The 24,692-nt window shown below is 66.6% G+C and carries 27 protein-coding genes and 3 tRNA genes; 5 read left to right on the top strand and 25 right to left on the bottom strand.

Annotation, left to right across the window (positions count from 1 at the left end; translation table 11 throughout):
- Window positions 1-9: 9 nt before the first annotated feature.
- The 15 genes from C5708_RS00995 to C5708_RS00925 form a co-directional block, all read right to left on the bottom strand.
- Entirely contained in the window at window positions 10-1,500 is a 1,491-nt protein-coding gene (locus C5708_RS00995; protein WP_242916874.1) for an NADH-quinone oxidoreductase subunit M, read from the bottom strand.
- Window positions 1,501-1,513: 13 nt separating this feature from the next.
- Window positions 1,514-3,559 carry an NADH-quinone oxidoreductase subunit L gene (gene nuoL, locus C5708_RS00990; protein WP_242916873.1) on the bottom strand — a complete coding sequence of 682 codons (2,046 nt, stop codon included), beginning with the start codon at window positions 3,557-3,559 and terminating at the stop codon, window positions 1,514-1,516.
- 2 nt (window positions 3,560-3,561) lie between these two features.
- Window positions 3,562-3,870, bottom strand: a complete 309-nt coding sequence (nuoK, locus tag C5708_RS00985; RefSeq protein ID WP_242916864.1) for an NADH-quinone oxidoreductase subunit NuoK — start codon at window positions 3,868-3,870, stop codon at window positions 3,562-3,564.
- Window positions 3,867-4,499, bottom strand: coding sequence for an NADH-quinone oxidoreductase subunit J (locus C5708_RS00980; RefSeq protein ID WP_242916862.1), 633 nt, complete (start codon window positions 4,497-4,499; stop codon window positions 3,867-3,869). The genes nuoK and C5708_RS00980 overlap by 4 nt, the downstream gene beginning before the upstream one ends.
- An 84-nt stretch (window positions 4,500-4,583) precedes the next feature.
- Entirely contained in the window at window positions 4,584-5,081 is a 498-nt protein-coding gene (gene nuoI, locus C5708_RS00975; RefSeq protein ID WP_242916861.1) for an NADH-quinone oxidoreductase subunit NuoI, read from the bottom strand.
- 9 nt (window positions 5,082-5,090) lie between these two features.
- Window positions 5,091-6,155, bottom strand: a complete 1,065-nt coding sequence (nuoH, locus tag C5708_RS00970) for an NADH-quinone oxidoreductase subunit NuoH (protein WP_347566994.1) — start codon at window positions 6,153-6,155, stop codon at window positions 5,091-5,093.
- A gap of 19 nt (window positions 6,156-6,174) precedes the next feature.
- Window positions 6,175-8,244 carry an NADH-quinone oxidoreductase subunit NuoG gene (nuoG, locus tag C5708_RS00965; RefSeq protein WP_242916854.1) on the bottom strand — a complete coding sequence of 690 codons (2,070 nt, stop codon included), beginning with the start codon at window positions 8,242-8,244 and terminating at the stop codon, window positions 6,175-6,177.
- Window positions 8,245-8,248: 4 nt separating this feature from the next.
- The gene (gene nuoF / locus C5708_RS00960; protein WP_242916853.1) at window positions 8,249-9,565 is read right to left on the bottom strand and encodes an NADH-quinone oxidoreductase subunit NuoF; all 1,317 of its coding nucleotides are present in this window, start codon (window positions 9,563-9,565) and stop codon (window positions 8,249-8,251) included.
- A gap of 3 nt (window positions 9,566-9,568) precedes the next feature.
- Window positions 9,569-9,826: a hypothetical protein gene (locus C5708_RS00955; protein WP_242916851.1), complete on the bottom strand. Its 258-nt coding sequence runs from the start codon at window positions 9,824-9,826 to the stop codon at window positions 9,569-9,571.
- Window positions 9,823-10,053: a hypothetical protein gene (locus C5708_RS00950; RefSeq protein WP_242916849.1), complete on the bottom strand. Its 231-nt coding sequence runs from the start codon at window positions 10,051-10,053 to the stop codon at window positions 9,823-9,825. The genes C5708_RS00955 and C5708_RS00950 overlap by 4 nt, the downstream gene beginning before the upstream one ends.
- A complete protein-coding gene (gene nuoE / locus C5708_RS00945; RefSeq protein WP_242916847.1) occupies window positions 10,053-10,733 on the bottom strand; it encodes an NADH-quinone oxidoreductase subunit NuoE in 681 nt (226 codons plus the stop codon). The genes C5708_RS00950 and nuoE overlap by 1 nt, the downstream gene beginning before the upstream one ends.
- Window positions 10,730-11,980: an NADH-quinone oxidoreductase subunit D gene (locus tag C5708_RS00940; RefSeq protein WP_242916845.1), complete on the bottom strand. Its 1,251-nt coding sequence runs from the start codon at window positions 11,978-11,980 to the stop codon at window positions 10,730-10,732. The genes nuoE and C5708_RS00940 overlap by 4 nt, the downstream gene beginning before the upstream one ends.
- The gene (locus C5708_RS00935) at window positions 11,977-12,600 is read right to left on the bottom strand and encodes an NADH-quinone oxidoreductase subunit C (RefSeq protein WP_242916844.1); all 624 of its coding nucleotides are present in this window, start codon (window positions 12,598-12,600) and stop codon (window positions 11,977-11,979) included. Before C5708_RS00935 ends, C5708_RS00940 begins: the two co-directional genes overlap by 4 nt.
- Entirely contained in the window at window positions 12,597-13,190 is a 594-nt protein-coding gene (locus tag C5708_RS00930; RefSeq protein WP_242916842.1) for an NADH-quinone oxidoreductase subunit B, read from the bottom strand. The genes C5708_RS00935 and C5708_RS00930 overlap by 4 nt, the downstream gene beginning before the upstream one ends.
- The gene (locus C5708_RS00925; protein WP_242916840.1) at window positions 13,160-13,537 is read right to left on the bottom strand and encodes an NADH-quinone oxidoreductase subunit A; all 378 of its coding nucleotides are present in this window, start codon (window positions 13,535-13,537) and stop codon (window positions 13,160-13,162) included. The genes C5708_RS00930 and C5708_RS00925 overlap by 31 nt, the downstream gene beginning before the upstream one ends.
- 91 nt (window positions 13,538-13,628) lie before the next feature.
- On the opposite strand from C5708_RS00925, the gene C5708_RS00920 reads away from it, so the two are divergent.
- On the top strand, window positions 13,629-13,784 hold the full coding sequence (locus tag C5708_RS00920; protein ID WP_242916839.1) for a hypothetical protein: 156 nt from the start codon (window positions 13,629-13,631) through the stop codon (window positions 13,782-13,784).
- A gap of 64 nt (window positions 13,785-13,848) precedes the next feature.
- Window positions 13,849-13,925, top strand: a tRNA-Asp gene (locus C5708_RS00915).
- Window positions 13,926-14,037: 112 nt separating this feature from the next.
- Here C5708_RS00915 and C5708_RS00910 read toward each other — a convergent pair.
- The 6 genes from C5708_RS00910 to clpX form a co-directional block, all read right to left on the bottom strand.
- Window positions 14,038-14,226: a hypothetical protein gene (locus C5708_RS00910; RefSeq protein ID WP_242916837.1), complete on the bottom strand. Its 189-nt coding sequence runs from the start codon at window positions 14,224-14,226 to the stop codon at window positions 14,038-14,040.
- Between the two features lie 3 nt (window positions 14,227-14,229).
- Window positions 14,230-15,108 (bottom strand): SPFH domain-containing protein, encoded by an 879-nt coding sequence (locus C5708_RS00905; protein WP_242916835.1) that lies wholly within the window; start codon window positions 15,106-15,108, stop codon window positions 14,230-14,232.
- A 101-nt stretch (window positions 15,109-15,209) separates the two neighbouring features.
- A tRNA-Val gene (locus C5708_RS00900) sits at window positions 15,210-15,286 on the bottom strand.
- 117 nt (window positions 15,287-15,403) lie between these two features.
- Window positions 15,404-15,679: an HU family DNA-binding protein gene (locus tag C5708_RS00895; RefSeq protein ID WP_242916833.1), complete on the bottom strand. Its 276-nt coding sequence runs from the start codon at window positions 15,677-15,679 to the stop codon at window positions 15,404-15,406.
- A 154-nt stretch (window positions 15,680-15,833) separates the two neighbouring features.
- Complete coding sequence (gene lon, locus C5708_RS00890; protein ID WP_242916831.1) at window positions 15,834-18,233, bottom strand: endopeptidase La; 2,400 nt, start codon at window positions 18,231-18,233, stop codon at window positions 15,834-15,836.
- Window positions 18,234-18,502: 269 nt separating this feature from the next.
- A complete protein-coding gene (gene clpX / locus C5708_RS00885) occupies window positions 18,503-19,768 on the bottom strand; it encodes an ATP-dependent protease ATP-binding subunit ClpX (RefSeq protein WP_242916829.1) in 1,266 nt (421 codons plus the stop codon).
- A gap of 307 nt (window positions 19,769-20,075) precedes the next feature.
- Here clpX and C5708_RS00880 point away from each other — a divergent pair, with 307 nt between their 5' ends.
- Window positions 20,076-20,768 (top strand): HAD-IB family hydrolase, encoded by a 693-nt coding sequence (locus tag C5708_RS00880; protein WP_242916827.1) that lies wholly within the window; start codon window positions 20,076-20,078, stop codon window positions 20,766-20,768.
- 10 nt (window positions 20,769-20,778) lie between these two features.
- Complete coding sequence (locus tag C5708_RS00875; protein WP_242916825.1) at window positions 20,779-21,036, top strand: hypothetical protein; 258 nt, start codon at window positions 20,779-20,781, stop codon at window positions 21,034-21,036.
- Here C5708_RS00875 and C5708_RS00870 read toward each other — a convergent pair.
- From C5708_RS00870 to C5708_RS00855, 4 genes are all read right to left on the bottom strand, one after another.
- A complete protein-coding gene (locus tag C5708_RS00870; RefSeq protein WP_242916823.1) occupies window positions 21,033-21,656 on the bottom strand; it encodes an ATP-dependent Clp protease proteolytic subunit in 624 nt (207 codons plus the stop codon). The two genes, C5708_RS00875 and C5708_RS00870, sit on opposite strands and share 4 nt — an antisense overlap.
- 116 nt (window positions 21,657-21,772) lie before the next feature.
- On the bottom strand, window positions 21,773-23,131 hold the full coding sequence (tig, locus tag C5708_RS00865) for a trigger factor (protein ID WP_278253685.1): 1,359 nt from the start codon (window positions 23,129-23,131) through the stop codon (window positions 21,773-21,775).
- Window positions 23,132-23,313: 182 nt separating this feature from the next.
- A tRNA-Leu gene (locus C5708_RS00860) sits at window positions 23,314-23,398 on the bottom strand.
- A 68-nt stretch (window positions 23,399-23,466) separates the two neighbouring features.
- Window positions 23,467-23,925 (bottom strand): hypothetical protein, encoded by a 459-nt coding sequence (locus C5708_RS00855; protein ID WP_242916819.1) that lies wholly within the window; start codon window positions 23,923-23,925, stop codon window positions 23,467-23,469.
- A 183-nt stretch (window positions 23,926-24,108) separates the two neighbouring features.
- On the opposite strand from C5708_RS00855, the gene C5708_RS00850 reads away from it, so the two are divergent.
- The gene (locus C5708_RS00850; protein WP_242916818.1) at window positions 24,109-24,627 is read left to right on the top strand and encodes a spore coat U domain-containing protein; all 519 of its coding nucleotides are present in this window, start codon (window positions 24,109-24,111) and stop codon (window positions 24,625-24,627) included.
- Window positions 24,628-24,692 lie beyond the last annotated feature (65 nt).

The following is a 24,692-nucleotide window of genomic DNA, read 5'->3' as shown; positions in this document are numbered from 1 at the left end:
ACGCTCCCCTCACCCGCCCACGGCGGCCTTGTAGACGGACACCAGTCCGTCCACCGAGGCGGTGGTGAGGTTGAAAATCAGGTTGGGCTGCACGCCGAGGATCAAGGTGGCGGCGATCAGCGGGACGAAGATCGTCACCTCGCGCCAGTTGAGGTCCTCGATGGCGGCGAGCTTGGGATTGACCATCTCGCCGAAGATGACCTTGCGATAGAGGGTCAGCGCGTAGACCGCCGAGAAGATCACCCCGCTGGCGGCGGCGATCGCCGTCCAGGTCGAGACGCCGTAGGCCCCGGTCATGGTCAGGATCTCGCCGACGAAACCCGAGGTGCCCGGCAGGCCGACATTGCCCATGGTGAACAGCATGAAGGTCGCCGCGTACCAGGGCATACGGTTCACCAGTCCGCCGTAGAAGGCGATCTCGCGGGTGTGCATGCGGTCATAGACCACGCCGACGCAGAGGAAGAGCGCGCCCGAGATCACCCCGTGGCTGAGCATCTGGAAGATCGCCCCCTGCACGCCGTAGGCGTTGCCGGAGAAGATGCCCATGGTCACGAAGCCCATGTGCGCCACCGACGAGTAGGCGATCAGCTTCTTGATGTCGACCTGACGGAAGGCGACCAGCGAGGTGTAGACGATGGCGATCACCGACAGGGCGAACACCAGCGGCGTGAACAGCTGGCTGGCCTGCGGGAACATCGGCAGGCTGAAGCGCAGGAAGCCGTAACCGCCCATCTTCAGCAGGATGCCGGCCAGGATGACCGAGCCCGCGGTCGGCGCCTCGACGTGGGCGTCGGGCAACCAGGTGTGGACCGGCCACATCGGCATCTTCACCGCGAACGAGGCGAAGAAGGCCAGCCATAGGAAGGTCTGCACCTGCGGCGCGAACTTGAAGGCCATCAGCGCCGGGATCGAGGTGGTGTGCGCGATGCTGATCATGGCCAGGATCGCCACCAGCATCAGCACCGAACCCAGCAGGGTGTAGAGGAAGAACTTGTAGGCCGCGTAGACCCGGTTCTTTCCGCCCCACACGCCGATGATCAGGAACATCGGCAGCAGCTGACCTTCGAAGAACAGATAGAACAGCACGAGATCGAGCGCGCAGAACACGCCGATGACCAGCACTTCCAGGATTAGGAAGGCGATCAGGTATTCGAGCACGCGGTTCTCGATCGAGTCCCAACTGGCGGCGATGCACAGCGGCAGCAGGAAGGCGGTCAGCAGCACGAACAGGATCGAGATGCCGTCGACGCCCATGCGGTAGTGCAGGCCGGCGAACCAGTTCAGGTCCTCCACGAACTGGAAGCCGGGGTTGGCGGCGTCGAACTTGAACACCAGCAGGATCGACAGGGCGAAGGTCGCGAAGCTGGTGACGAGCGCGATCCACTTGGCGGCGCGGTTGACCGCCGCCTGATCGCCGCCGCCGCCGAAGGCGCGCAGGGCGAGGATGGCGATCACGCCGACCAGCGGCGAGAAGGTTGTGAGGCTGAGGATGCCGGTCATGGTCGTTGCTCCCTCAGCGCCACTTCAGGATCGCGTAGGTCAAAAGACCGGCGACGCCCAGCAGCATCACGAACGCGTAGTGATAGAGATAGCCGGTCTGCAGCCGGCCGGTGCGGCGGCCGACGAGATAGGAGGCCGCGGCGACGCCGTTGGGGCCTAGCCCGTCGATGACCTTCTGGTCGCCGCCCTTCCAGAACAGGTCGCCCAGGAAGCGCGCGGCGCGCACGAAGGTCGCCTCGTACAGCTCGTCGAAGAACCACTTGTTGTAGAAGAAGGTCCACAGCGGCCCCTTCCCGGCGGCGATCCGAGCGCCCATGCCCTCGCGCAGGACGTAGACGTACCAGGCGGCGATGAGGCCGATCACCGAGACGACCAGCGGAGCCAGCGTCACCCACTCCGGAATGTGGCGCAGGTTCTCGAGCACGGTGTTGCCCGCGCCGGTGAAGATGGCCTTGCCCCAGAACTCGCCGCGCTCTTCGCCGATGAACTTCTCGACGAAGACGCCGCCGGCGAAGATCGCGCCGACCGACAGCGCCAGCAGCGGCAGGATCACCACCCACGGGCTCTCGTGCGGCTTGTGGTCGTGGCCATGGCCGTGATGGTCGTCATGGGCGGCGTGATGGCCGTCGTCGTGAGCGTGGCCATGGTCGTCGGCATGGTGGTCGTGTCCCCACTTGGCGTGGCCGTGGAAGGTCATGAACACCAGGCGCCAGGAATAGAAGGCGGTCAGGCCGGCGACGATGACGCCGATGATGAAGGCGAACATGCCGACCGGATTGTGCTGGCCGGCGACGAAGGCGCTCTCGATGATGGCGTCCTTCGAATAGAAGCCGGCGAAGCCGAGCTCCAGCCCCGGCAGGCCCATGCCGGTGATGGCGATGGTGCCGATGAGCATCACCGCATAGGTGATCGGCATCAGCCGCCACAGGCCGCCCATCTTCCGCATGTCCTGCTCGTGGTGCATGCCCATGATCACCGAGCCGGCGCCCAGGAACAGCAGCGCCTTGAAGAAGGCGTGCGTGAACAGGTGGAACATCGCGCCCTGATAGGCGCCGACGCCGGCGGCGAAGAACATGTAGCCGAGCTGCGAACAGGTCGAATAGGCGATGACGCGCTTGATGTCGTTCTGCGCCAGGCCGACGGTGGCGGCGAACAGGGCCGTCACAGCGCCGATGACGGTGACGATCTGCTTGGCGACCGGCGCGTACTCGAACATCGGCGACAGCAGGCAGACCATGTAGACGCCGGCGGTGACCATGGTCGCCGCGTGGATCAGGGCCGAGACCGGGGTCGGGCCCTCCATGGCGTCAGGCAACCAGGTGTGCAGGAAGAACTGCGCCGACTTGCCCATGGCGCCGACGAACAGCAGCGCGCAGGCGAGGTCGATCAGCGGCCATTGGCGGCCGGCGAAGGTCCAGGCCAGGTGGGCGTGCGAGGCGATCTGGGGGAAGATCTCGGCGAACTTGATCGAACCGAAGGCCCAGAAGACGGTCATGATGCCGAGGGCGAAGCCGAAGTCGCCGACGCGATTGACCACGAAGGCCTTGATCGAGGCGGCGTTGGCGGTCGGCTTCTTGAACCAGAAGCCGATCAGCAGGTACGAGGCCAGGCCCACGCCTTCCCAGCCGAAGAACATCTGCATGAAGTCGGCGGCGGTGACCAGCGACAGCATGGCGAAGGTGAACAGCGACAGGTACGCGAAGAAGCGCGGCTTGCTGTCGTCCTCGGCCATGTAGCCCCAGCTGTAGACGTGGACCAGCGACGAGACGGTGGTCACCACGATCAGCATCACCGACGACAGGGCGTCGATGCGGATCGACCAGTCGGCGACAAACTTGCCGACGTGGATGAAGGGCGCGAGCGCGACGGTGAACGGCTCCCAGCCGCCCCAGGTCATGCCGACGAAGGTGGTCCAGGCCAGGGCGCAGGCGGCCAGCAGCAGGCCGGTGGTCACGCTCTGCGAGGCGACGTTTCCGATCCGCCGGCCGAACAGGCCGGCGACGACCGCGCCGAGCAGCGGCGCGAAGACCAGAAGGGATACGATAAGCGAGTGCGACATCGTCAGCCCTTCATCATCGACGCGTCGTCCACGGCGATGTCGCCGCGGTTGCGGAAGAACGTGACGAGGATCGCCAGGCCGACCGCGGCCTCGGCCGCGGCGACGGTCAGTACGAACATGGCGTAGATCTGGCCGACCACGTCGTGCAGGTAGACCGAGAACGCCACCAGGTTGATGTTGACGGCGAGCAGGATCAGTTCGACCGACATCAGGATGATGATGATGTTCTTGCGGTTCATGATGATCCCGAACACGCCGATGGTGAACAGGATCGCCGCCACCGCGAGATAATGCGGAAGGCCGATGGTCATTCGGAAATCCCCTCTTCCCGGACGCCTTGGCCGCTCTGGATCTGGACGAGCTTCATGCCGGTCTTGGGCGTACGCGCCACCTGCTTGGCGATGTCCTGGCGCTTGACGCCCGGCTTGTGGCGCAGGGTCAGCACGATCGCGCCGATCATGGCCACCAGCAGGACCAGGCCCGCGGCCTGGAAGAAATAGACGTAGTCGGTGTAGAGCACCCGCCCGATGGCCTCGGCGTTGGTGACCTCGTGGCTGGGGACCAGCGGCGCGTCGTGCGCGGCCGCCGCGCCCTTCAGCGCCACGGTGACGGCCACCAGGACCATCTCGACAGCCAGGACGCCGCCGACGACCAGACCTATCGGCAGGTAGCGGGCGAAGCCCGCCCGCAAGGCCGAGAAGTCGACGTCCAGCATCATCACGACGAACAGGAACAGCACCGCGACCGCGCCGACGTAGACGACGACGAGCAGCATCGCGAGGAATTCCGCGCCGAGAAGCACGAACAGTCCGGCCGCCGTAAAGAAGGCCAGGATTAGGAACAGCACCGAGTGCACGGGGTTCCGCGCCGTGACCACGAGGAACCCCGCCCCCAAAGTCACAGCCGCCAGCAGATAGAAGGCGATCGCCTGCAAGCCCATCGGCCGCTCACGCTCCTCATTCACACACAAGAGGAGCCCTTGATGGCGACTGCGCCGCCGGCCCCTCGGAATCGCGCCCGTCTCTTATCGGTAGGGCGCGTCGAGTTCCAGGTTCTTCGCGATCTCCCGCTCCCAACGATCACCGTTATCGAGCAGGCGTTGCTTGTCGTAATAAAGCTCTTCGCGCGTCTCGACCGCGAACTCGGTGTTCGGGCCTTCGACGATGGCGTCGACCGGGCAGGCCTCCTGGCACAGACCGCAGTAGATGCACTTGACCATGTCGATGTCGTAGCGGGTCGTCCGGCGCGAGCCGTCGGCGCGCGGTTCGGCCTCGATGGTGATGGCCTGGGCCGGGCAGACCGCCTCGCACAGCTTGCAGGCGATGCAGCGCTCCTCGCCGTTCGGATAGCGGCGCAGGGCGTGCTCGCCGCGGAAGCGCGGCGACTGGGGACCGCGCTCGTTGGGATAGAGCACGGTCTTCTTGGGGCGCAGCATGTGCTTCATCGCCAAGCCGAAGGCCCCGGTGAAGTCCATCAAGGCCGCGCCCCTGGCGGCTTGGCTGATGCGAGCAGCGAAAGACATTTGCGCTCCTTAAGCGGCCGGGCCGAATACGCGCCAGGCGGCGACGACGACCACGGCGACCAGCGAGGTGGGCAGGAACACTTTCCAGCCCAGGCGCATCAACTGGTCGTAGCGGTACCGGGGGACGATGGCCTTCACCATGGCGAACATGAAGAACCAGAAGACGATCTTGATGGCGAACCAGGCAAGGCCGAACAGGCCGAGCGCCCAGGGCGCCCAGGAGGCGGTGAACGGCGTCGGGAACGGCGCCTGCCAGCCGCCGAAGAACAGGATGGTGATCATCCCGCACATCAGCACGATGTTGGAATATTCGCCGATCATGAACAGCAGGTAGGGGGTCGAGGAGTACTCGACCTGATAGCCGGCGACCAGTTCGGATTCGGCCTCGGGCAGGTCGAAGGGCGGGCGGTTGGTCTCGGCCAGGGCCGAGACGAAGAACATCACCATCATCGGGATCATGACGATGGCCATGGGCAGGTTCTTGAGGCCGCCGCCGAAAACGTTCCAGTTCCAGAAGCCGCCGGCCTGATGCTCGACGATGGTCTGCAGGTTCATCGAACCGACCAGCAGGATCACCGTGATGATGATGAAGCCGAGCGAGACTTCGTACGAAACCATCTGCGCCGCCGAGCGCAGGCCGCCAAGGAACGGGTACTTCGAGTTCGAAGCCCAGCCGCCCATGATGATGCCGTAGACGCCGAGCGATGAGATGGCGAACAGGTAGAGGACGCCGACATTGATGTTCGACACCGCCCAGCCCGGCCCGAACGGGATCACCGCCCAGGCGGCGAAGGCCAGCACGAAGCTGATCACCGGGGCCAGCAGGAACACCGACTTGTCGGCGCCCGACGGCACGGTGATCTCTTTCAGGACGAACTTGATGAAGTCGGCGAAGGACTGAAACAGGCCGAACGGCCCGACCACGTTCGGGCCCTTGCGCATCTGCACGCCGGCCCAGATCTTGCGGTCGCCCCACAGCAGGAAGGCGAGCGAGATCAGCACGCCGACCATCACCAGCAGCACCTGGCCGACGGTGATCAGCGCCCAGCCGCCGGGCGTGCCCCAAAAGTTCACAGCGTTCCCCTGCACCGCCCTACTCCGCCGCGACCAGCTTGGCGCGCGACTGAGCGGCGACGGCGGAGCATTCCGCCATCGTCACGCTGGCCCGCGCGATCGGATTGGTCAGATAGAAGTCCTTGATCGCCGGCCCGAAGACGGCGTCGTCCGCCTCGCCCTTGCCGCCCACCGCGCCCAGGTCGAAGCCAGCCGCCGTCGCCGCGCCGGGCGCGTAGTCGATCTGGCCGAAGCTCGGATGATCGGCGAACAGCTTGGCGCGCAGCTGGTCCAGGCTGTCATAGGGCAGCTTGGCGCCCAGGCGCTCGGACAGCGCCCGCAGGATCGCCCAGTCTTCGCGCGCCTCGCCCTTCGGGAACACCGCGCGCGAGGCCATCTGAACCCGGCCCTCGGTGTTGACGTAAAGGCCGTTCTTTTCGGTATAGGCCGCGCCCGGCAGAATCACGTCGGCGCGGTGCGCGCCGGCGTCGCCATGCGTGCCCAGATAGACGACGAAAGCGTCGGTCTGCGACAGGTCGGCCTCGTCGGCGCCGAGCAGGAACAGCACGTCGAGCGCGCCCTTGGCGACCATCTGCCTGGCCGACAGGCCGCCCTCGCCCGGCAGGAAGCCGAGATCGAGACCGCCCACGCGGCTCGCGGCCGTGTGCAGCACGTTGAAGCCGTTCCAGTCCTCGCGCACCGCGCCGAAGGTCTTGGCCGCCCCGGCCGCCATGGCCAGCACCGCCGAGCCGTCCTCACGGGCGAGAGCGCCGCCGCCGACGATGATCACCGGGTTCTTGGCGTCCTTGAGCACCTTGGCGAAGCCGCTCTTGGCCTTGACCAGGGTCTTCAGCGAGGCCGGGCCGGCGCCCAGGTGCTCGTAGTCGTAGGTCAGGTCGACGCGCTCGCCGATCACGCCGATCTGGGCGCGGCCGGAAATCCAGGCCTTGCGCAGGCGCGCGTTGAGCACCGGCGCTTCCAGGCGCGGGTTGCAGCCGACCAGCAGGATGGCGTCGGCCTGGTCCAGGCCGGCGATGGTGGTGTTGAACAGATAGGCTTCGCGTTGCCCGCCGCCGACCTGGGCGCCGTCCTGGCGGCAGTCGAGGCTGGTCACGCCCAGGCCGCCGAACAGGTCGAGCGCGGCCTTCATCGATTCCGCGTCCTGCACGTCGCCGGCGATGACGCCGATGCGCTCGGGCTTGGCGGCCTTGACCTTGGCGGCCACGGCGGCGAACGCCTCGGCCCAGGTCGCGGCGCGCAGCTTGCCGGCTTCGCGGATATAGGGCCGGTCCAGACGCTGACGCAGCAGGCCGTCGCAGGCGTAGCGCGTCTTGTCCGAGATCCATTCCTCGTTGATGTCGTCGTTGATGCGCGGCAGCACGCGCATCACTTCGTTGGCGCGGGCGTCGACGCGGATCGCCGAGCCGAGCGCGTCCATGACGTCGACGCTCTCGGTCTTCTTCAACTCCCACGGACGGGCGTTGAAGGCGTAGGGCTTCGAGGTCAGGGCGCCGACGGGGCACAGGTCGATGACGTTGGCCGACAGCTCGGAGCCGACCGCCTTGTCCAGATAGGTCGTGATCTCAACGTCTTCGCCGCGGCTGATCAGACCGATGTCCGGCACGCCGGCCACTTCGGTGATGAAGCGCACGCAACGGGTGCATTGGATGCAGCGGGTCATGACCGTCTTGATCAACGGCCCCATGTACTTCTCTTCGACCGCGCGCTTGTTCTCCTCATAACGAGAACCGTCGCGGCCATAGCCCATGGCCTGGTCCTGCAGGTCGCACTCGCCGCCCTGGTCGCAGATCGGGCAGTCCAGCGGGTGGTTGATGAGCAGGAACTCCATCACCCCTTCGCGGGCCTTCTTCACCATCGGCGTGTTGGTGAAGATCTCCTGGTTCTCGGCGGCCGGCAACGCGCACGAAGCCTGGGGCTTCGGCGGACCGGGCTTCACCTCGACCAGGCACATGCGGCAGTTGCCGGCGATCGACAGCCGCTCGTGATAGCAGAAGCGCGGGATCTCCTCGCCGGCCAGCTCCGCGACCTGCAGAACCGTCATGCCGGGTTCGAACTCGACCTCGACGCCGTTGACCTTGGCTTTGGGCATGTCGTTACTCCGCCGCGATCAGCGAGGCGCCCTGCACGTGCGGGCGGCCAGAGCGATAGTTGGCGATACGTTCCTCGACCTCGTGGCGGAAGTGGCGGAACAGACCTTGGATCGGCCAGGCGGCGGCGTCGCCCAGCGCGCAGATGGTGTGGCCTTCGACCTGGGTGGTGACGTCCAGCAGGGTGTCGATCTCCTTCGGATCGGCCTCCCCTCGCGCCATGCGCTCCATCACCCGCCACATCCAGCCGGTGCCTTCGCGGCACGGCGTGCACTGGCCGCAGCTCTCATGCTTGTAGAAGTAGCTGATCCGCGCGATCGCCCGGACCAGGTCAGTCGACTTGTCCATGACGATGACGGCGGCGGTGCCGAGGCCGGACTTGAGGTTGCGCAGGGCGTCGAAGTCCATCGGCAGATCTTCGCACTGCTCGGCCGGGATCATCGGCACGGACGAGCCGCCCGGAATGACCGCCTTCAGATTGCCCCAGCCGCCCTTGATGCCGCCGCAGTGATCTTCGATCAGCTGGCGGAACGGGATGCTCATCGCCTCTTCGACGTTGCACGGCAGGTTCACGTGGCCGCTGACGCAGAACAGCTTGGTGCCGGTGTTGTTCGGCCGGCCGAAGCCCGCGAACCACTCGGCTCCGCGGCGCAGGATGGTTCCCACGACGGCGATCGACTCGACGTTGTTGACCGTGGTCGGGCAGCCGTACAGGCCCGCGCCGGCCGGGAACGGCGGCTTCAGACGGGGCTGGCCCTTCTTGCCTTCGAGGCTTTCGAGCAGCGCCGTCTCTTCGCCGCAGATATAGGCCCCGGCGCCGTGATGGACGTAGATGTCGAAGTCCCAGCCGTGGACGTTGTTCTTGCCGACCAGCTTGGCCTCGTAGGCCTCCTTGATGGCTTCCTCGAGGATCTCGCGCTCGCGGACGTATTCGCCGCGGATGTAGATGTAGCAGGCGTGGGCCTGCATCGCGAACGAGGCGATCAGGCAGCCTTCGATCAGGAGGTGCGGGTCATGCCGCATGATCTCCCGGTCCTTGCAGGTGCCCGGCTCGGACTCGTCGGCGTTGACCACCAGGTAGTGAGGACGGTCCTTCACTTCCTTGGGCATGAACGACCACTTCAGGCCGGTGCCGAAACCGGCGCCGCCCCGGCCGCGCAGGCCCGAGTTCTTGACCTGGTCGATGACCCAGTCGCGCCCGCAGTCGAGCATGTCCTTGGTCGCGTTCCACGCGCCACGCTTCTTCGCGCCCTCGAGCCGCCAGTCCTGGAGGCCGTAGAGGTTGGTGAAGATGCGGTCCTTGTCTTCGAGAATGCCGACCATGCTTCAGGACTCGGGGTTCAGGGCGCGGGCGCGGGCATACCGCGTCCGCCGCACGATGACATAGGCGAAAATCGCCCAACTGACGGCGACGACGGCCAGCGCCGAATAGCCTAGCGGAGAATGGACGCCGGCCGGCGTTCGACTGGCGTAGGCCAGCAGCAGCGCCCCGGCCATGCAGCCGAAAAGGCCCACGCCGCGGGCGATCGGCGCCACGCCCCGCAGCTCGCGGGCGTCGACGGCGCGGCGGACCGGTTCGCTCATCGGGGGCCTCCGGCCTTGGAGGCCTTCATCCAGCCCAGGATGAACCAGGCCTGCGCGCCAAAGCCCGACAGCACGGCCACGATCACCACCGGCAGCATCCAGCGGAAATGGAAGACGGCGTGACCGACCATCGCGGCCGCGGCCACGACGAAGGCGACGACGCAGACGGCGAACATCGCCATCAGCCGCCGGCGCTGGCCAGGAATGTCGAGCAGGGCGTCGGCCATCAGGCGGCCGGCTCCTTCTTGGCCTTCGCCTTGGCCGGAGCATTGGGCAGCTTGATCTTCTTGGCGGCGGAGCCGTCATAGAGCTTGGGATCGGTCAGGGTGTGGACCGCGTCCTTGGGCTCGGAGGACTTGCGGCCCTCGTACGAGCCCGGCTGGGGGGCCTTGCCGGCGGCGAAGTCGTCGAGAATCCGGCCCAGGCTCTCCGGCGTCAGGTCCTCGTAATAGTAGTCGTTGATCGCCGCCATCGGCGCGTTGCAGCACGCGCCCAGGCATTCGACCTCTTCCCACGAGAACTTGCCGTCGGCCGAGAGATGGTTCTTGGGGCCGATCTTGGCCTCCAGCACCGTCTTCAGGTCGTTGGCGCCGCGCAGCATGCACGGCGTGGTGCCGCACAGCTGCACCAGGGCGACCTTGCCGACCGGCTCCAGCTGGAACATGGTGTAGAAGGTGGCGACCTCGAACACGCGGATCACCGGCATGCCGAGCAGCTCGGCGATGGCGTTCAGCGCCGGCTCGGAGACCCAGCCTTCCTGCTTCTGCACCAGCCACAGGATCGGGATCACCGCCGACTGGCGGCGGTCGGCCGGATACTTGGCGATCCACCACTCGGCCTTCTTCAGGGTGTCCTTGCTGAAGGCGAAGCTGGCGGGTTGCTCTTTTGCGAGGCGACGGACGCTCACCGGTCGATCTCTCCGAACACGATATCGAGCGAGCCCAGGATGGCGGAGACGTCCGCCAGCATGTGGCCGCGGTTCATCCAGTCCATGGCGGCCAGATGCGGGAAGCCCGGCGCGCGGATCTTGCAGCGGTAGGGCTTGTTGCCGCCGTCGGCGACCAAGAATACGCCGAACTCGCCCTTGGGGGCCTCGACGCAGGCGTAGACCTCGCCCTCGGGGACGTGGAAGCCTTCGGTGTAGAGCTTGAAGTGGTGGATCAGCGCTTCCATCGACTGCTTCATCTCGCCGCGACGGGGCGGCGAAACCTTGTGGTCGTCGGACAGCACCAGGCCGGGCGTCTTCCGCAGGCGCTCGACGCACTGCTGCATGATCCGCACCGACTGGCGCATCTCCTCGACGCGGCAGAGGTAACGGTCATAGCAGTCGCCGTTGACGCCGAGCGGGATGTCGAACTCCAGCTCGTCGTAGCATTCGTAGGGCTGGTTGCGGCGCAGGTCCCAGGCGATGCCGGAGCCGCGCACCATCACGCCCGAGAAGCCCCAGGCCAGCGCCTCTTCCTTGGACACCACGCCGATGTCGACGTTGCGCTGCTTGAAGATGCGGTTGTCAGTGATCAGGCCCTCGATGTCGTCGAGCACCTTGGGGAACTGGGCGCACCAGTCGCCGATATCGGCGACCAGGGCCGGCGGCAGGTCCTGGCGCACGCCGCCGGGGCGGAAGTAGTTGGCGTGCATGCGAGCGCCCGAAGCGCGCTCGTAGAAGATCATCAGCTTCTCGCGCTCTTCGAAACCCCACAGCGGCGGGGTCAGCGCGCCGACGTCCATCGCCTGGGTGGTGACGTTGAGCAGGTGGTTCAGGATGCGGCCGATCTCGCTGTAGAGCACGCGGATCAGCTGGCCCCGGACCGGCACCTCGACCTCGAGCATCTTCTCGATGGCCAGCACGAAGGCGTGCTCCTGGTTCATCGGCGCGACGTAGTCGAGACGGTCGAAATAGGGCGTGTTCTGGGTGTAAGGCCGCCCTTCCATCAGCTTCTCGGTGCCGCGGTGCAGCAGGCCGATATGCGGATCGACGCGCTCGACGATCTCGCCGTCGAGTTCGAGCACTAGGCGCAGCACGCCGTGCGCGGCCGGGTGTTGCGGGCCGAAGTTGATGTTGAACTTGCGGACCTTGGTCTCTTCGGAGCCGGGAACCGGAACTTCGTCGTGGAAGTAATCGGTCGCCTGAGCGGGGGCGTTGGTTCCGGTCATTGGCCGCCCTCCTTGGTCTTTTCGTCGCCCGGCAGGACGTATTCGGCGCCCTCCCAGGGGGACAGGAAGTCCCAGTTACGGAACTCGACGGACTTCACCGGCTCGTAGACGACCCGCTTGATCTCGTCGTCGTAGCGGACCTCGACATAGCCCGTCATCGGGAAGTCCTTGCGCATCGGGTGACCGTGGAAGCCATAGTCGGTCAGGATGCGGCGCAGGTCCGGGTGGCCCGAGAAGAAGACGCCGTACATGTCGAAGGCTTCGCGCTCGAACCAGTCGGCGACCGGATAGGCCGGCACGGCCGACGGCACGGCGGTGTCCTCGTCGGTCTGCACCTTGACCCGCACGCGATGGTTCTTGGTCAGCGACAGCAGGTGATAGACCACGTCGAAGCGGAGCGGACGCTGCGGATAGTCGCAGCCGGCCAGATCGACCAGCTGCTGGAACTGGCAGTCGGCGTCGTCGCGCAGGCGGACCAGCACCTCGACGATGCGCGCCGCGCGGGCGTTCACGGTCAGCTCGCCATAGGCGACCTTGTAGTCGACGACGTCGCCGCCGCAGACGGCGACGATGTGCTGGCCCAGCGCGTCGAGCGCCTCGTTAGACACGGCCCATTTCATCGTTCGATCGTCCCGGTCCGGCGAATCTTCTTCTGCAGCTGCAGCACGCCGTAGACCAGCGCCTCGGCGGTCGGCGGACAGCCGGGCACGTAGATGTCGACCGGCACGATGCGGTCGCAGCCGCGCACCACGGAGTAGCTGAAGTAATAATAGCCGCCGCCGTTGGCGCACGAGCCCATCGAGATGACGTAGCGCGGCTCCGGCATCTGGTCGTAGACCTTGCGCAGGGCCGGAGCCATCTTGTTGGTCAGCGTGCCGGCGACGATCATCACGTCCGACTGGCGCGGGCTGGCGCGCGGCGCGAAGCCGTAGCGCTCCAGGTCGTAGCGCGGCATCGACGCCTGCATCATCTCGACCGCGCAGCAGGCCAGACCGAAGGTCATCCACATCAGCGAGCCGGTGCGGGCCCAGGTGATCAGGTCGTCGGCGGCGGCGGTGACGAAGCCCTTGTCGGCCAACTGGTCGGTGACGCCGTCGAAGAACGGGTCGTGCAGCTTGGGGTCATAGCCCTCGACCGTCGTGCGGCCGGCGGACAGCGCCGGAGCCTTAGGGGGAACGATCACTCCCATTCCAGGGCTCCCTTCTTCCACTCATAGATGAAGCCGACGGTCAGCACGCCGAGGAAGGCCATCATCGACCAGAACGCGAAGACCTGGGCCTCGTGCGGCAGCTTCATCAGCGACGTCGCCCAGGGGAACAGGAACGCCACCTCCAGGTCGAAGATGATGAACAGGATCGACACCAGATAGAAGCGCACGTCGAACTTCATGCGCGCGTCGTCGAAGGCGTTGAAGCCGCATTCGTACGCCGACAGCTTCTCGGGGTCGGGCGCCTTGGGCGCGAGCACCGCGGCGGCGAGGATGAAGGCGACCCCCAGAACCGTCGCGATCCCGAAAAAGATCACGATGGGGAGGTACTGCAGGAGGAAGGCGTTCATGGAAGCCTCAAGGCGAGATTCGGGCGCGTTGTAGACCAAGGCGGCGGGGGGTTCAAACCTCGGCGGACGTCTTTTGCAAGAGCGGCGTTCGTTGACCCGCCACCAGTTGAGATTCACTCGCAAATATTCGAAATCATTGGGCGAAATCCGGCCGGTCCCGCACGATCTCACCACCCCGCCCCACGGCGCGAACCGCCTGTTCGAGGCGCCGGACGCCTATCCACAGGTTTTCGATCTTGGCGGTTGACACGTCCCGCCCCCCCGCATATCAGACGCCCCTCACGACGCCGGAGCGAACTGCTTCGGCCGAAGCGGGTGTAGCTCAGTTGGTTAGAGCGCCGGCCTGTCACGCCGGAGGTCGCGGGTTCGAGCCCCGTCACTCGCGCCATTCTCTTTAAACTGAAGAATGCGCATCACCGCCTCGCTTTCGCGGGTTCGCCTGCGCGCGCCCCGCAGGCCATAGGCCTGCGGCGGGGTTCGGCGCGCCCTCCCCGGCCGCGTCAGTCCTCGGTCGGGGCCTCGGAATCGCCCGTCGGCGTTCCGACGCCACGACGCGTCAGGGCCTCGCGCAGCAGCATTTCGACCTGGGCGTTGACGCTGCGCAATTCGGCGGCCGCGAGGCGCTCCACGGCCTGGAGCACCTCGGGCCGCACCCGGATCAGGAACGCGCGCTTTCCCGGACTGGCCACGGATCAGCCGTAAAGCGTGCCGGTGTTCAGCACGGGCTGGGCCTCGCGGTCGGCGCACAGGACCACCAGCAGGTTGGAGACCATCGCCGCCTTGCGCTCCTCGTCGAGCTGAACCACGCCGCGCTCGTTGAGCTGCTGGAGCGCATTCTCGACCATGCCCACCGCGCCCAGCACGATCTTGCGTCGGGCGGCCAGCACCGCCTCGGCCTGCTGGCGCTTGAGCATCGCGCCGGCGATCTCGGGCGCGTAGGCCAGATGCATCAGGTGGGCCTCGTCGACCGCCAGGCCGGCGATGGCGACGCGCCCGCCCAGGTCCTCGCGCAGCTTGGCGCCGACCACCTCGGCGTCGGCGCGCAGGGTCGGCTCGTGCTCGTCGCCGTGGTCGTAGGCGTACTGCGAGGCGATCTCGCGCAGGCCGGTCTCGATCTGGATGTTGATGAAGGTCTGGTAGTCGTCGACATCGAACAGGGCCTGGGCGGTGTCGGCCACCCGCCACACCACGTTGGCCGCGATTTCGATCGGGTTGCCGCGCTTGTCGTTGACCTTCAGCGTCTCGCTGGTGACGTTGCGCACCCGCACCGAGATCTTCCTGCGGCCGTACCAGAACGGCACCCAGCGCAGGCCCGTGCGCCGGTCCGTCCCCTTGTAGGCGCCGAACAGGGTGATCGCGACGGCCTCGTTGGGCTGCAGCATGTAGAAACCGCCCAGGCCGAGGGCCGCCAGCACCAGCAGCGCGGCCCCGCCTATCGCGCCGCCCGGCCCCATGAACAGCAACGGGCCCGATACGACGCCCATCGCGATGATGATCCACAGGGCGGCGAACCCGTTGAGCCCGCCCGCCGCGCGTTCGGTCGAATGATTGATGACCCGGTGATCGGACATTCCGCCCTCCATATATGCAATCAAAGTGATATCACTTTGGTCGCGCGAAACAAGGCCCGTGCGAGCGCTTTCGGCGATGAGAGAAATGGGAGGAGGAAGGATGGTGGGCGGCGAGGGGCTCGAACCCCCGACCCCCTGGGTGTAAACCAGGTGCTCTGACCAACTGAGCTAGCCGCCCGCCAGGGACCGGCCGAAACGGGGCCGCGTCCGGGCGACGCCGATGCGTCGCCGCCATTTATGCATGGAAAAGGGCGGACGCCAGCGGCGTCCGCCCTTTCGCAATCGAAGATCGAGCTTAGTTGAGCGCGGTCTTCAGGCCTTCGCCCACGCGGAAGCGAGCCGTCTTGGAGGCCGGCCGCGACACGGTCTCGCCCGTGCGCGGGTTGCGGGCGGTGCCCGCAGCGCGTTCGACCGGCAGGAAGCTGCCGAAGCCGACGAGACGCACTTCTTGGCCCGCCTTCAGCGACGCCGTGACGGAATCCAGGAACGCCTCCAGGGCGTCCTTGGCTTGCGTCTTGTTCAGCCCAGCCTTTTCCGCGATCGCGGCCACAAGTTCGGCCTTGGTGGTCATGTATTGTCTCCCAACCCTGTGAGAGGCGGCGGCGATCTCTCACCGGCGCCGCTCGCCAAGATTCGATTATGGCTTTCCATAAGGCGTTGCGTCAAACAAACGCGGCGCGGGAAAGCCCCGCGCCGCGCAAGTTATCCACCGATTGTTGCCCGATCTAGTGGGTTATCACCGTATCGACCTCGCCGTCGGCGGTCGAGGACGGCGCCGGGGGCGCGTCGGCGTCCTCGGTCCATTCCACCGGCGTCAGCGGCCCGGCCAGGGCGTGAGCCACCGCGTCGTCCACCATCGCCATCGGAATGATCGTCAGCCCGGCCTTCACGTTGTCCGGAACGTCGGCCAGGTCCTTGACGTTCTCCTCGGGGATCAGCACCGTCTTGACGCCGGAACGCAGCGCCGCCAGCAGCTTCTCCTTGAGGCCGCCGATGGCCAGCACCCGGCCGCGAAGGGTGATCTCGCCGGTCATGGCGACATCCTTCTTCACCGGCACGCCGGTCAGCACCGAGATCATGGCGATGGCCATGGCGACGCCGGCCGACGGGCCGTCCTTGGGCGTGGCGCCTTCCGGCAAGTGCACGTGGACGTCGGTCTTGTCGAACACCGGCGGCTTGATCCCGAAGTGGGTCGACCGGGCGCGGACATAGGAGTTCGCCGCCGAGATCGATTCCTTCATCACATCCTTCAGGTTGCCGGTGATGGACATGCGTCCCTTGCCTGGCATCTTGACGGCCTCGATGGTCAGGATGTCGCCGCCGAACTCGGTCCAGGCCAGGCCCGTGACGATGCCGACCTGATCCTTCTCGTCGGTCTCGCCATAGTGGAACCGGCGCACCCCGGCGTACTTGGCCAGCCGCACGTCGTCGACGGTGATCGAGGCGAGCTTCTCGCGGCCGAGGTCGCGGACGGTCTTGCGCGCCAGGTTGCCCAGCTCCCGCTCCAGCGACCGCACGCCGGCCTCCCGGGTGTAGTAGCGGATCAGGTCGCGGATGGCCTGGTCGGGGACGATCCATTCGCCGTCCTTCAGACCGTGGTCCTTGGCCAGCTTGGGCAGGATGTGGCGCTTGGCGATCTCGACCTTCTCATCCTCGGTGTAGCCGGGGATGCGGATGATCTCCATGCGGTCCAGCAGCGGCTGAGGCATGTTCAGGCTGTTGGCCGTGGTGACGAACATCACGTTCGACAGGTCGTAGTCGACCTCGAGATAGTGGTCGGCGAAGGTCGAGTTCTGCGCCGGGTCCAGCACCTCGAGCAGGGCCGAGGACGGGTCCCCACGCCAGTCGGCGCCCATCTTCTCGATCTCGTCGAGCAGGAAGAAGGCGTTGGTGGTCTTGGCCTTCTTCATCGACTGGATGATCTTGCCGGGCATCGAGCCGATATAGGTCCGCCGGTGGCCGCGAATTTCGGCCTCGTCGCGCACGCCGCCCAGGGACAGGCGCACGAACTCACGCGCCGTCGCCTTGGCGATCGAACGGCCCAGCGAGGTCTTGCCGACCCCTGGCGGGCCGACCAGGCAGAGGATCGGGCCCTTCAGGCTGCCGGTGCGCGACTGCACCGCCAGATATTCGAGGATGCGTTCCTTGACCTTCTCCAGGCCGTAGTGGTCCTCGTCGAGGATGCGCTCGGCCTCGACCAGGTCGATGGCCTTGGTCTTGGCCTTGCCCCACGGGATCGACAACAGCCAGTCGAGGTAGTTGCGCACGACCGTGCTCTCGGCCGACATCGGGCTCATGTTGCGCAGCTTCTTCAGCTCCGCCTCGGCCTTCTGGCGGGCTTCCTTCGACAGCTTGGTCTTCTTGATGCGCTTTTCCAGCTCGAGCAGCTCGTCGCGCTGGTCGTCCTGTTCGCCCAGCTCGCGCTGGATCGCCTTCATCTGCTCGTTGAGATAGTACTCGCGCTGGGTCTTCTCCATCTGGCGCTTGACGCGCGAGCGGATCTTCTTCTCGACCTGCAGGACGCTGATCTCGCCTTCCATGAGGGCGAAGACCTTCTCCAGGCGCTTCACAACGTTGAAGATCTCGAGCAGGGCCTGCTTGTCGCTGATCTTCACCGACAGGTGCGCGGCGATGGAGTCGGCCAGCTTGCCCGGATCGGTGATCTGCGGGATCGAGGCCAGGGCTTCCGGCGGCACCTTCTTGTTGAGCTTGACGTAGTTTTCGAACTGTTCGCCCGTCGCGCGCGACAGGGCCTCGGCCTCCTCGCGGCCACCGGCGTCCTCTTCGATGACGGCGGCTTCGGCCTCGTAGAAGTCGGCCTGGTCGGTGTAGCGGACCACGGCGGCGCGGCTCTTGCCCTCGACCAGCACCTTGACCGTGCCGTCGGGCAGCTTGAGCAGCTGCAGGACGGTGGCGATCACGCCGACGTCGTAGATGGCGTCCGGCTTGGGATCGTCGTCGGCGGAATTCTTCTGGGTGGCGAGCAGGATCTGCTTGTCGGTGCGCATCACCTCTTCGAGGGCGCGCACGGATTTGTCGCGGCCGACGAACAGCGGCACGACCATATGCGGAAACACCACGATGTCCCTGAGCGGCAACACCGGAAGCGTACGGATATCGGACATTCTCACTCTCCTAACGCGGCCCTGGAGCGGCGCCGCGCCGCCAGGCGCCGGTCTCCCGGCCCCTGCCCCGCCGAACGATACGGCGGGCTTTCGTCATGACTATGTGGCCGCTTCGAACGAGCATTCAAGCGCAACCGCCCGACGCTCCCCAGGAATCCGCGCCCGAGCCTTGACCTTGAACGCGAATTCGGTCTTGACGACCGGCGCAAGACAAAGGCGCGGACCGGGGTCCGCGCCTTCGCGTTTTACAGCCTCTGGGGCGCGACGGATCAGGCCGAGGCGCCCTTCTCGCCACGCCGCTCGGCGTAGATGATCAGCGGCTGGGCGCGCCCTTCGACGACCTCGCCGTTGACCACCACCTCCTCAACGCCCTGATAGGTCGGCAGCTCGAACATGGTCTCCAGCAGGATGCCTTCCATGATCGAGCGCAGGCCGCGGGCGCCCGTCTTGCGGGCGATGGCCTTGCGGGCGACGGCGTGCAGGGCGTCGTCGGTGAAGGTCAGGCCGACGTTCTCCATGTCGAACAGGCGCTGGTACTGCTTGACCAGGGCGTTCTTCGGCTCGGTCAGGATCTTGACCAGGGCGCTCTCGTCGAGGTCCTCGAGCGTGGCCACGACCGGCAGGCGGCCGATGAACTCGGGGATCAGGCCGAAGCGTTGCAGGTCGTCCGGCTCGACGCCGCGCAGGATCTCGCCGGTGCGGCGCTCCTCGGGATCGGTGACCTTGGCCCCGAAGCCGATCGACTTGCCCTGGCCGCGCGCCGAGATGATCTTCTCGAGCCCGGCGAAGGCGCCGCCGCAGATGAACAGGATGTTGGTGGTGTCGACCTGCAGGAACTCCTGCTGCGGATGCTTGCGCCCGCCCTGCGGCGGCACGGAGGCGACGGTGCCTTCCATGATCTTGAGCAGGGCCTGCTGCACGCCCTCGCCCGACACGTCGCGGGTGATCGAGGGGTTGTCCGACTTGCGGCTGATCTTGTCGACTTCGTCGATATAGACGATGCCGCGCTGGGCGCGTTCGACGTTGTAGTCGGCGGCCTGCAGCAGCTTCAGCACGATGTTCTCGACGTCCTCGCCCACGTAACCGGCTTCGGTCAGGGTGGTGGCGTCGGCCATGGTGAAGGGCACGTCGATGATCCGCGCCAGGGTCTGGGCCAGCAGCGTCTTGCCGACGCCGGTCGGCCCGACCAGCAGGATGTTCGACTTGGCCAGCTCGACGTCGTTGTTCTTCTGGGCGTGGTTGAGGCGCTTGTAGTGGTTGTGCACCGCGACCGAGAGCACCTTCTTGGCGTGGTCCTGGCCGATCACGTAGTCGTCGAGGACTTCACGGATCTCGCGCGGCGTGGGAACGCCGTCCTTGGACTTCACGAAGGCGATCTTGTGCTCTTCGCGGATGATGTCCATGCACAGTTCGACGCACTCATCGCAGATGAACACGGTCGGGCCGGCGATGAGCTTGCGCACCTCGTGCTGGCTCTTTCCGCAGAAGGAGCAATACAGAGTGCTCTTGGTGTCGCCGCTCGCGGCTTTGGTCATAGTCGCTTCTCACTCTCCAGCGGCGCCCAGAGCCGGGGTCCGCCAAACTCACCGACGCCCTGATGACCGGCCATGCAGGATACGCGCCGTAAGTTGTCTAATCCTTGACATTCCCCGATCCGGTCGGGGACCACAAGCCTTCGAGGCCTTTCAATGGCACCTTTAGCGACGCTTTTGGGCTTCTCATCACACAAACGCGTCATGTTCCTATCTTACATGGGGACCTGTCCGGGGCCCGCAAGTTCGGCGTCTTTTACGAAACCGTGTGCGCTCAAGCCAAGCGCCGTCTAATCAATCGCGCGGAATCATGATCGAACGCCGCCCGACGCCGATGCCCAGGAAACCCAGAAAACACAACAACTCCGCCGCCCATCTCGCCGTCGCGCACGATCCTGTCGGGCCCGAGGCGCTGGCGGCGTTCGACTTCGACGGCACGTTGACGGTGCGCGACAGCTTCATGGCGTTCATCGCCTGGCGCGCCGGGCCCATGCGCTACGCCCTGGGCCTGATGCGGCTGGCGCCGGCCGCCCTCGCCTATCTCCTCCACCGCGACCGGGGGCGACTGAAGGTCGCAGCGGTGCGAGAGTTCCTCAAGGGCGCGCCGCGCGCCCGGCTGGAGGAGCAGGCCAAGGCTTTCGCCGAATCGGCGGCCCAGGGCCTGTTCCGCCCGGACGCCCTGGCCACCTGGCGGCGCTGGCGGGCCAAGGGCGCGCGCCGCGTCATCGTCACCGCCTCCCCCGAGATCCTGGTCGCGCCGTTCGCCCGCGGCCTGGGGGCCGACGTCCTGATCGGCACGCGCCTGGCCTTCGACGAGCGCGACCGCGTCGCCGGCGGCTTCGAGGGCGCCAACTGCCGGGGGCCGGAGAAGGTCGCCCGCCTGAAAGCGGTCTTCGGCGACGACGTGCGCCTCGCCGCCGCCTATGGCGACACCGGCGGCGACCGCGAGATGCTGGCCATCGCCGACGAGAAGGGCTTCCGGGTTTTCACCGCCAAGCCGTAAGCTCGGCCGCATGAAGCATGCAGGCCCCGCCGCGCTCGATCAGCTCGAAACGATTCTGGCGCGGCTGCGCGACACGCCCGGCCTGATCGAAAGAAGGCGCGGCGTCTTCTATGTGAAGAGCCGCGCCTTTCTGCATTTTCACGAAGACCCTTCCGGCCTCTATGCGGACATCCGCAACGCCGCCGGCGACTTCGACCGCATCAAGCTGGAAGGACAGGCCGGCGAAGACGAACTGGTCGCCCTCGCCGTCGCGCGGTCCCGCCCTTAGGCCACCGGGGTCTCGGAGGCCTCGCGGGTCTCGTAGACGTGGTCGACGATGCCCCAGGCCTTGGATTCCTCGGCGCTCATGAAGTGGTCGCGGTCGAGCGTGCGCTCCACCACCTCCAGCGGCTGGTTGCAGTGCTTGGCGTAAAGCTCGTTCAGCCGGCGCTTGGTCTTGAGGATGTCCTCGGCGTGGCGCTCGATATCCGAGGCCTGGCCGCGGAAGCCGCCCGACGGCTGGTGCAGCATGATGCGGGCGTTCGGCAGGGCGATGCGCTGGCCGGCCTGGCCGGCCATCAGCAGGAACGAGCCCATCGACGCGGCCATGCCCATGCACACCGTCGAGACCGGGCTCTTGATGTACTGCATGGTGTCGTAGATCGCGAGGCCGGAGGTGACGATGCCGCCCGGCGAGTTGATGTACATCGCGATCTCCTTCTTGGGGTTCTCGGACTCCAGGAAGAGAAGCTGGGCGCAGACCAGCGCCGAGACGCCGTCGTCGATCGGGCCGTTCAGAAAGATGATCCGCTCGCGCAGCAGACGCGAGAAGATGTCGAAGGCGCGCTCGCCCCGGCTCGACTGCTCGACCACCATCGGGACGAGATTCATCATCGTAGATTCACGCATGGGGTAGCAGGCCCTTCTCGATGCAAAAACGGCGCGACCCGCTACGAGTCGCGCCGTCGTCGCTTTGATATCGCGTCCCGCCTCGCGACTTGCAAGGCGGGTTCGCCAGGGGACGATTACTCGCCGTAGCCTTCCGGCAGGTCGTCGTCCTTCAGGAGATCGTCCTTGGAGACCTCTTCGTCCTCGACCTTGGCCAGGCCGAACACCAGATCGACCACCTTGTCCTCGTAGATCGGGGCGCGCAGCTGGGCCTGGGCGTTGGGGTTCTGGCGGAACATGTCGAACACCTGCTGGGCCTGCTGGCCGTAGCGCATGGCCTCCTGGCGCATGGCGTTCAGCAGCTCCTGGTCGGTGACGACCACGTCGTGCTTGCGGCCAAGCTCGGCCAGCACCAGACCCAGGCGCACGCGGCGCTCGGCGATCTTGCGGTACTCGGTCTTGAGCTGCTCTTCGCTCTTCTCGGCGTCCTCGGGCGGCAGGCCGCCGCCTTCCTTGTCGGCCTGGACCTGGCTCCAGATCACCTCGAACTCGGCGTCGACCATGCGCGGCGGCAGCGGGAAATCGTGCTTGGTGTCGAGGATGTCGAGCAGCGCGCGCTTCAGCTTGAAGCGCGAGGTCGAGGCGTAGTTGCCTTCCAGCTGGCCGCGGACGGCTTCCTTCAGCGCGGCCAGGTCTTCCAGGCCGAGCTTCTTGGCGAACTCGTCGTCGGCGGCGGTGTCGACCGGAGCCTTGACGTCCTTGACGGTGACTTCGAACACCGCCGGCTTACCCTTCAGGTTTTCGGCCTGATAGTCTTCCGGGAAGGTGACTTCGACGTTCTTGGCCTCGCCCGCCTTCACGCCGACCAGCTGGTCCTCGAAGCCGGGGATGAAGGTCCCCGAGCCCAGCACCAGCTCGGCGTCGGCGGCCGTGCCGCCGGCGAAGGCCTCGCCGTCGATCTTGCCGACGAAGTCGATGACGACCATGTCGTCGGTCTTGGCCTTCACCGACTTGCCGGTGCGCGACTCGTAGGTGCGGTTCTGCTTGGCCAGTTCAGCGACGGCCTCGTCGACCTCGGCTTCGGTCGGCTTATAGACCGGGCGCTTCAGCTCCAGACCCTTGGGGTCGATCGGCTCGAACTCGGGCATCACCTCGACGGCCAGCTCGTAGGTCAGGTCCGCGTCGCCCGCGATCACCTTCTCCATGTCCGATTCCGGCTTCAGGTCCGGCTGGGCGGCGGGGCGCAGCTTGTTGTCGTCGAGCACCTTCTGGGTGGTCTCGTTCAGGGTCTGCTCGATGACCTCGCCCATCAGCGACTTGCCGTACAGGCGGCGGACGTGGGCGGCCGGCACCTTGCCCGGACGGAAGCCCTTGATGTTCAGTTGCGGGGTGATCTCGGCGATGCGGGCGGTCAGACGTTCGCCCAGCTCCTTGGCCGGGACAGTCACGCCGTAAACGCGGCTCAGGCCTTCGCCAGACTTTTCAACGATCTGCATGGACATTCTTATTTTTCCGGACCCGGGCGCGTCGCCCGCTTGTCGTCCGCCTTCGACCATAAAACATCGGCGCCGCCCGCAAGACCGTCCTTTGGGGACCCGTCCTCTGGGCGGCGCTCAAGAGAGCGCTCTTATGTCATGACAGGCGCTCGGGTCCAAGCCCAAACCCCGCCGCGACAAGGTGGTGCGGATGAGAGGACTCGAACCTCCACGCCTCGCGGCGCTGGAACCTAAATCCAGTGCGTCTACCAGTTCCGCCACATCCGCGCCGAAGCGCCGCAAGGGGTTAGAGGCGCGGGCGCATTTTGGCAAGCGGCGAACCTCAGGTCGGCGGCCTACGGCGTCGTCTGCGGCGGCGCGGCCGACAAGGTCCCGCTGATCGCGCAGCCGCCGCCCATGGAGGCGCTGGAGAACGACAGGGTTCCCGGCGGCGTGTTGCTCCAGGCCCCGATCGGACTGGCCGGTCCGCACGGCCCGAGGACGCCCAGGACGAAGCCCATGTTGGAGATCTGCACCGAGGTCAGCGACAGCTCCGTCGCCGCCCAGGTCAGCCCGGCGGCCGTGACCGTCGCGCAGATCGGCGCGCCGGTGATCCGCGCCGCGGTGACCACTCCGCCGCCCGGCGGACCGCCCGGCGAGACGTCGAGCGCCACGACGCACGGGACGCTTATAGCGCCCTTCACGAAGGTGAGCGGCCCCTTGAGCACGAACGGAGGACCTGGGGTGAACGCGGCCGCCGGCGCGGCGAGCCCCAAAGACGCGACCAAAGCCGCCGCTGCGGTCAATCTGCGCATGACATCGCCTCCCGATCGACGGCGGCGCCGGCCGCCGCGCCTGTCAACCAGGACGCACGGAACGCTTGCGCGGGGGGATGACGACGACGCCTGCCTTCAACCTCAGTTTGAGGTATGATCGCAAGCGGCGCCCGAGTCGCCGCCGCGCCGGCGGCTGACGGAGGGCCCAGGATCAGGAAGGCGATGGCGGTCACGCGCTTCTTCCGCTTGTCCCCGGCGCGGCTTCTGGCCGCAGTCGCCGCCCTCTCGGTCGCGCCCCTGTCGTCTGCCGCCGCGGCCACGGCGACCACCAGCTTTCAGGTGACGGCCACGGTGCTGGCCGTCTGCAACATCCAGGCGACCAATCTCGCCTTCGGCAGCTATTCGGCGACCAACGCCACGCCGACCGACGCGACGAGCACGATCAACGTCACCTGCAGCAACAACCAGAGCTACGTCATGTCGCTCGACCCCGGCGTCTCCACCGGGGCGACGGTGGCGGCGCGGTCGATGACGTCCGGCTCCAACCTGCTGTCCTACGGGCTCTACACCACGGCGGCGCGCAGCACGGTTTGGGGCGACGGCACCTTGTCGACCGCCACGGTCGGCGGAACCGGGAACGGGGCCTTGCAGGCCTACACCGTCTACGGCCGCGTCAGGGCGAACCAGTACGTCGCGGCGGGGAGCTACACCGACACCGTGACGGTGACCATCACCTACTAGGACGCCGCCGCAGGCGGCCCGGCGGTTGCATCGGCCCGGCATGCCCGGCCCCCGCGCTTGACTCG

This window comes from Caulobacter sp. CCUG 60055 (assembly GCF_022750545.1).
Classification (GTDB): Bacteria; Pseudomonadota; Alphaproteobacteria; order Caulobacterales; family Caulobacteraceae; genus PUIC01.
This window is presented reverse-complemented; position numbering and strand designations above follow the sequence as displayed.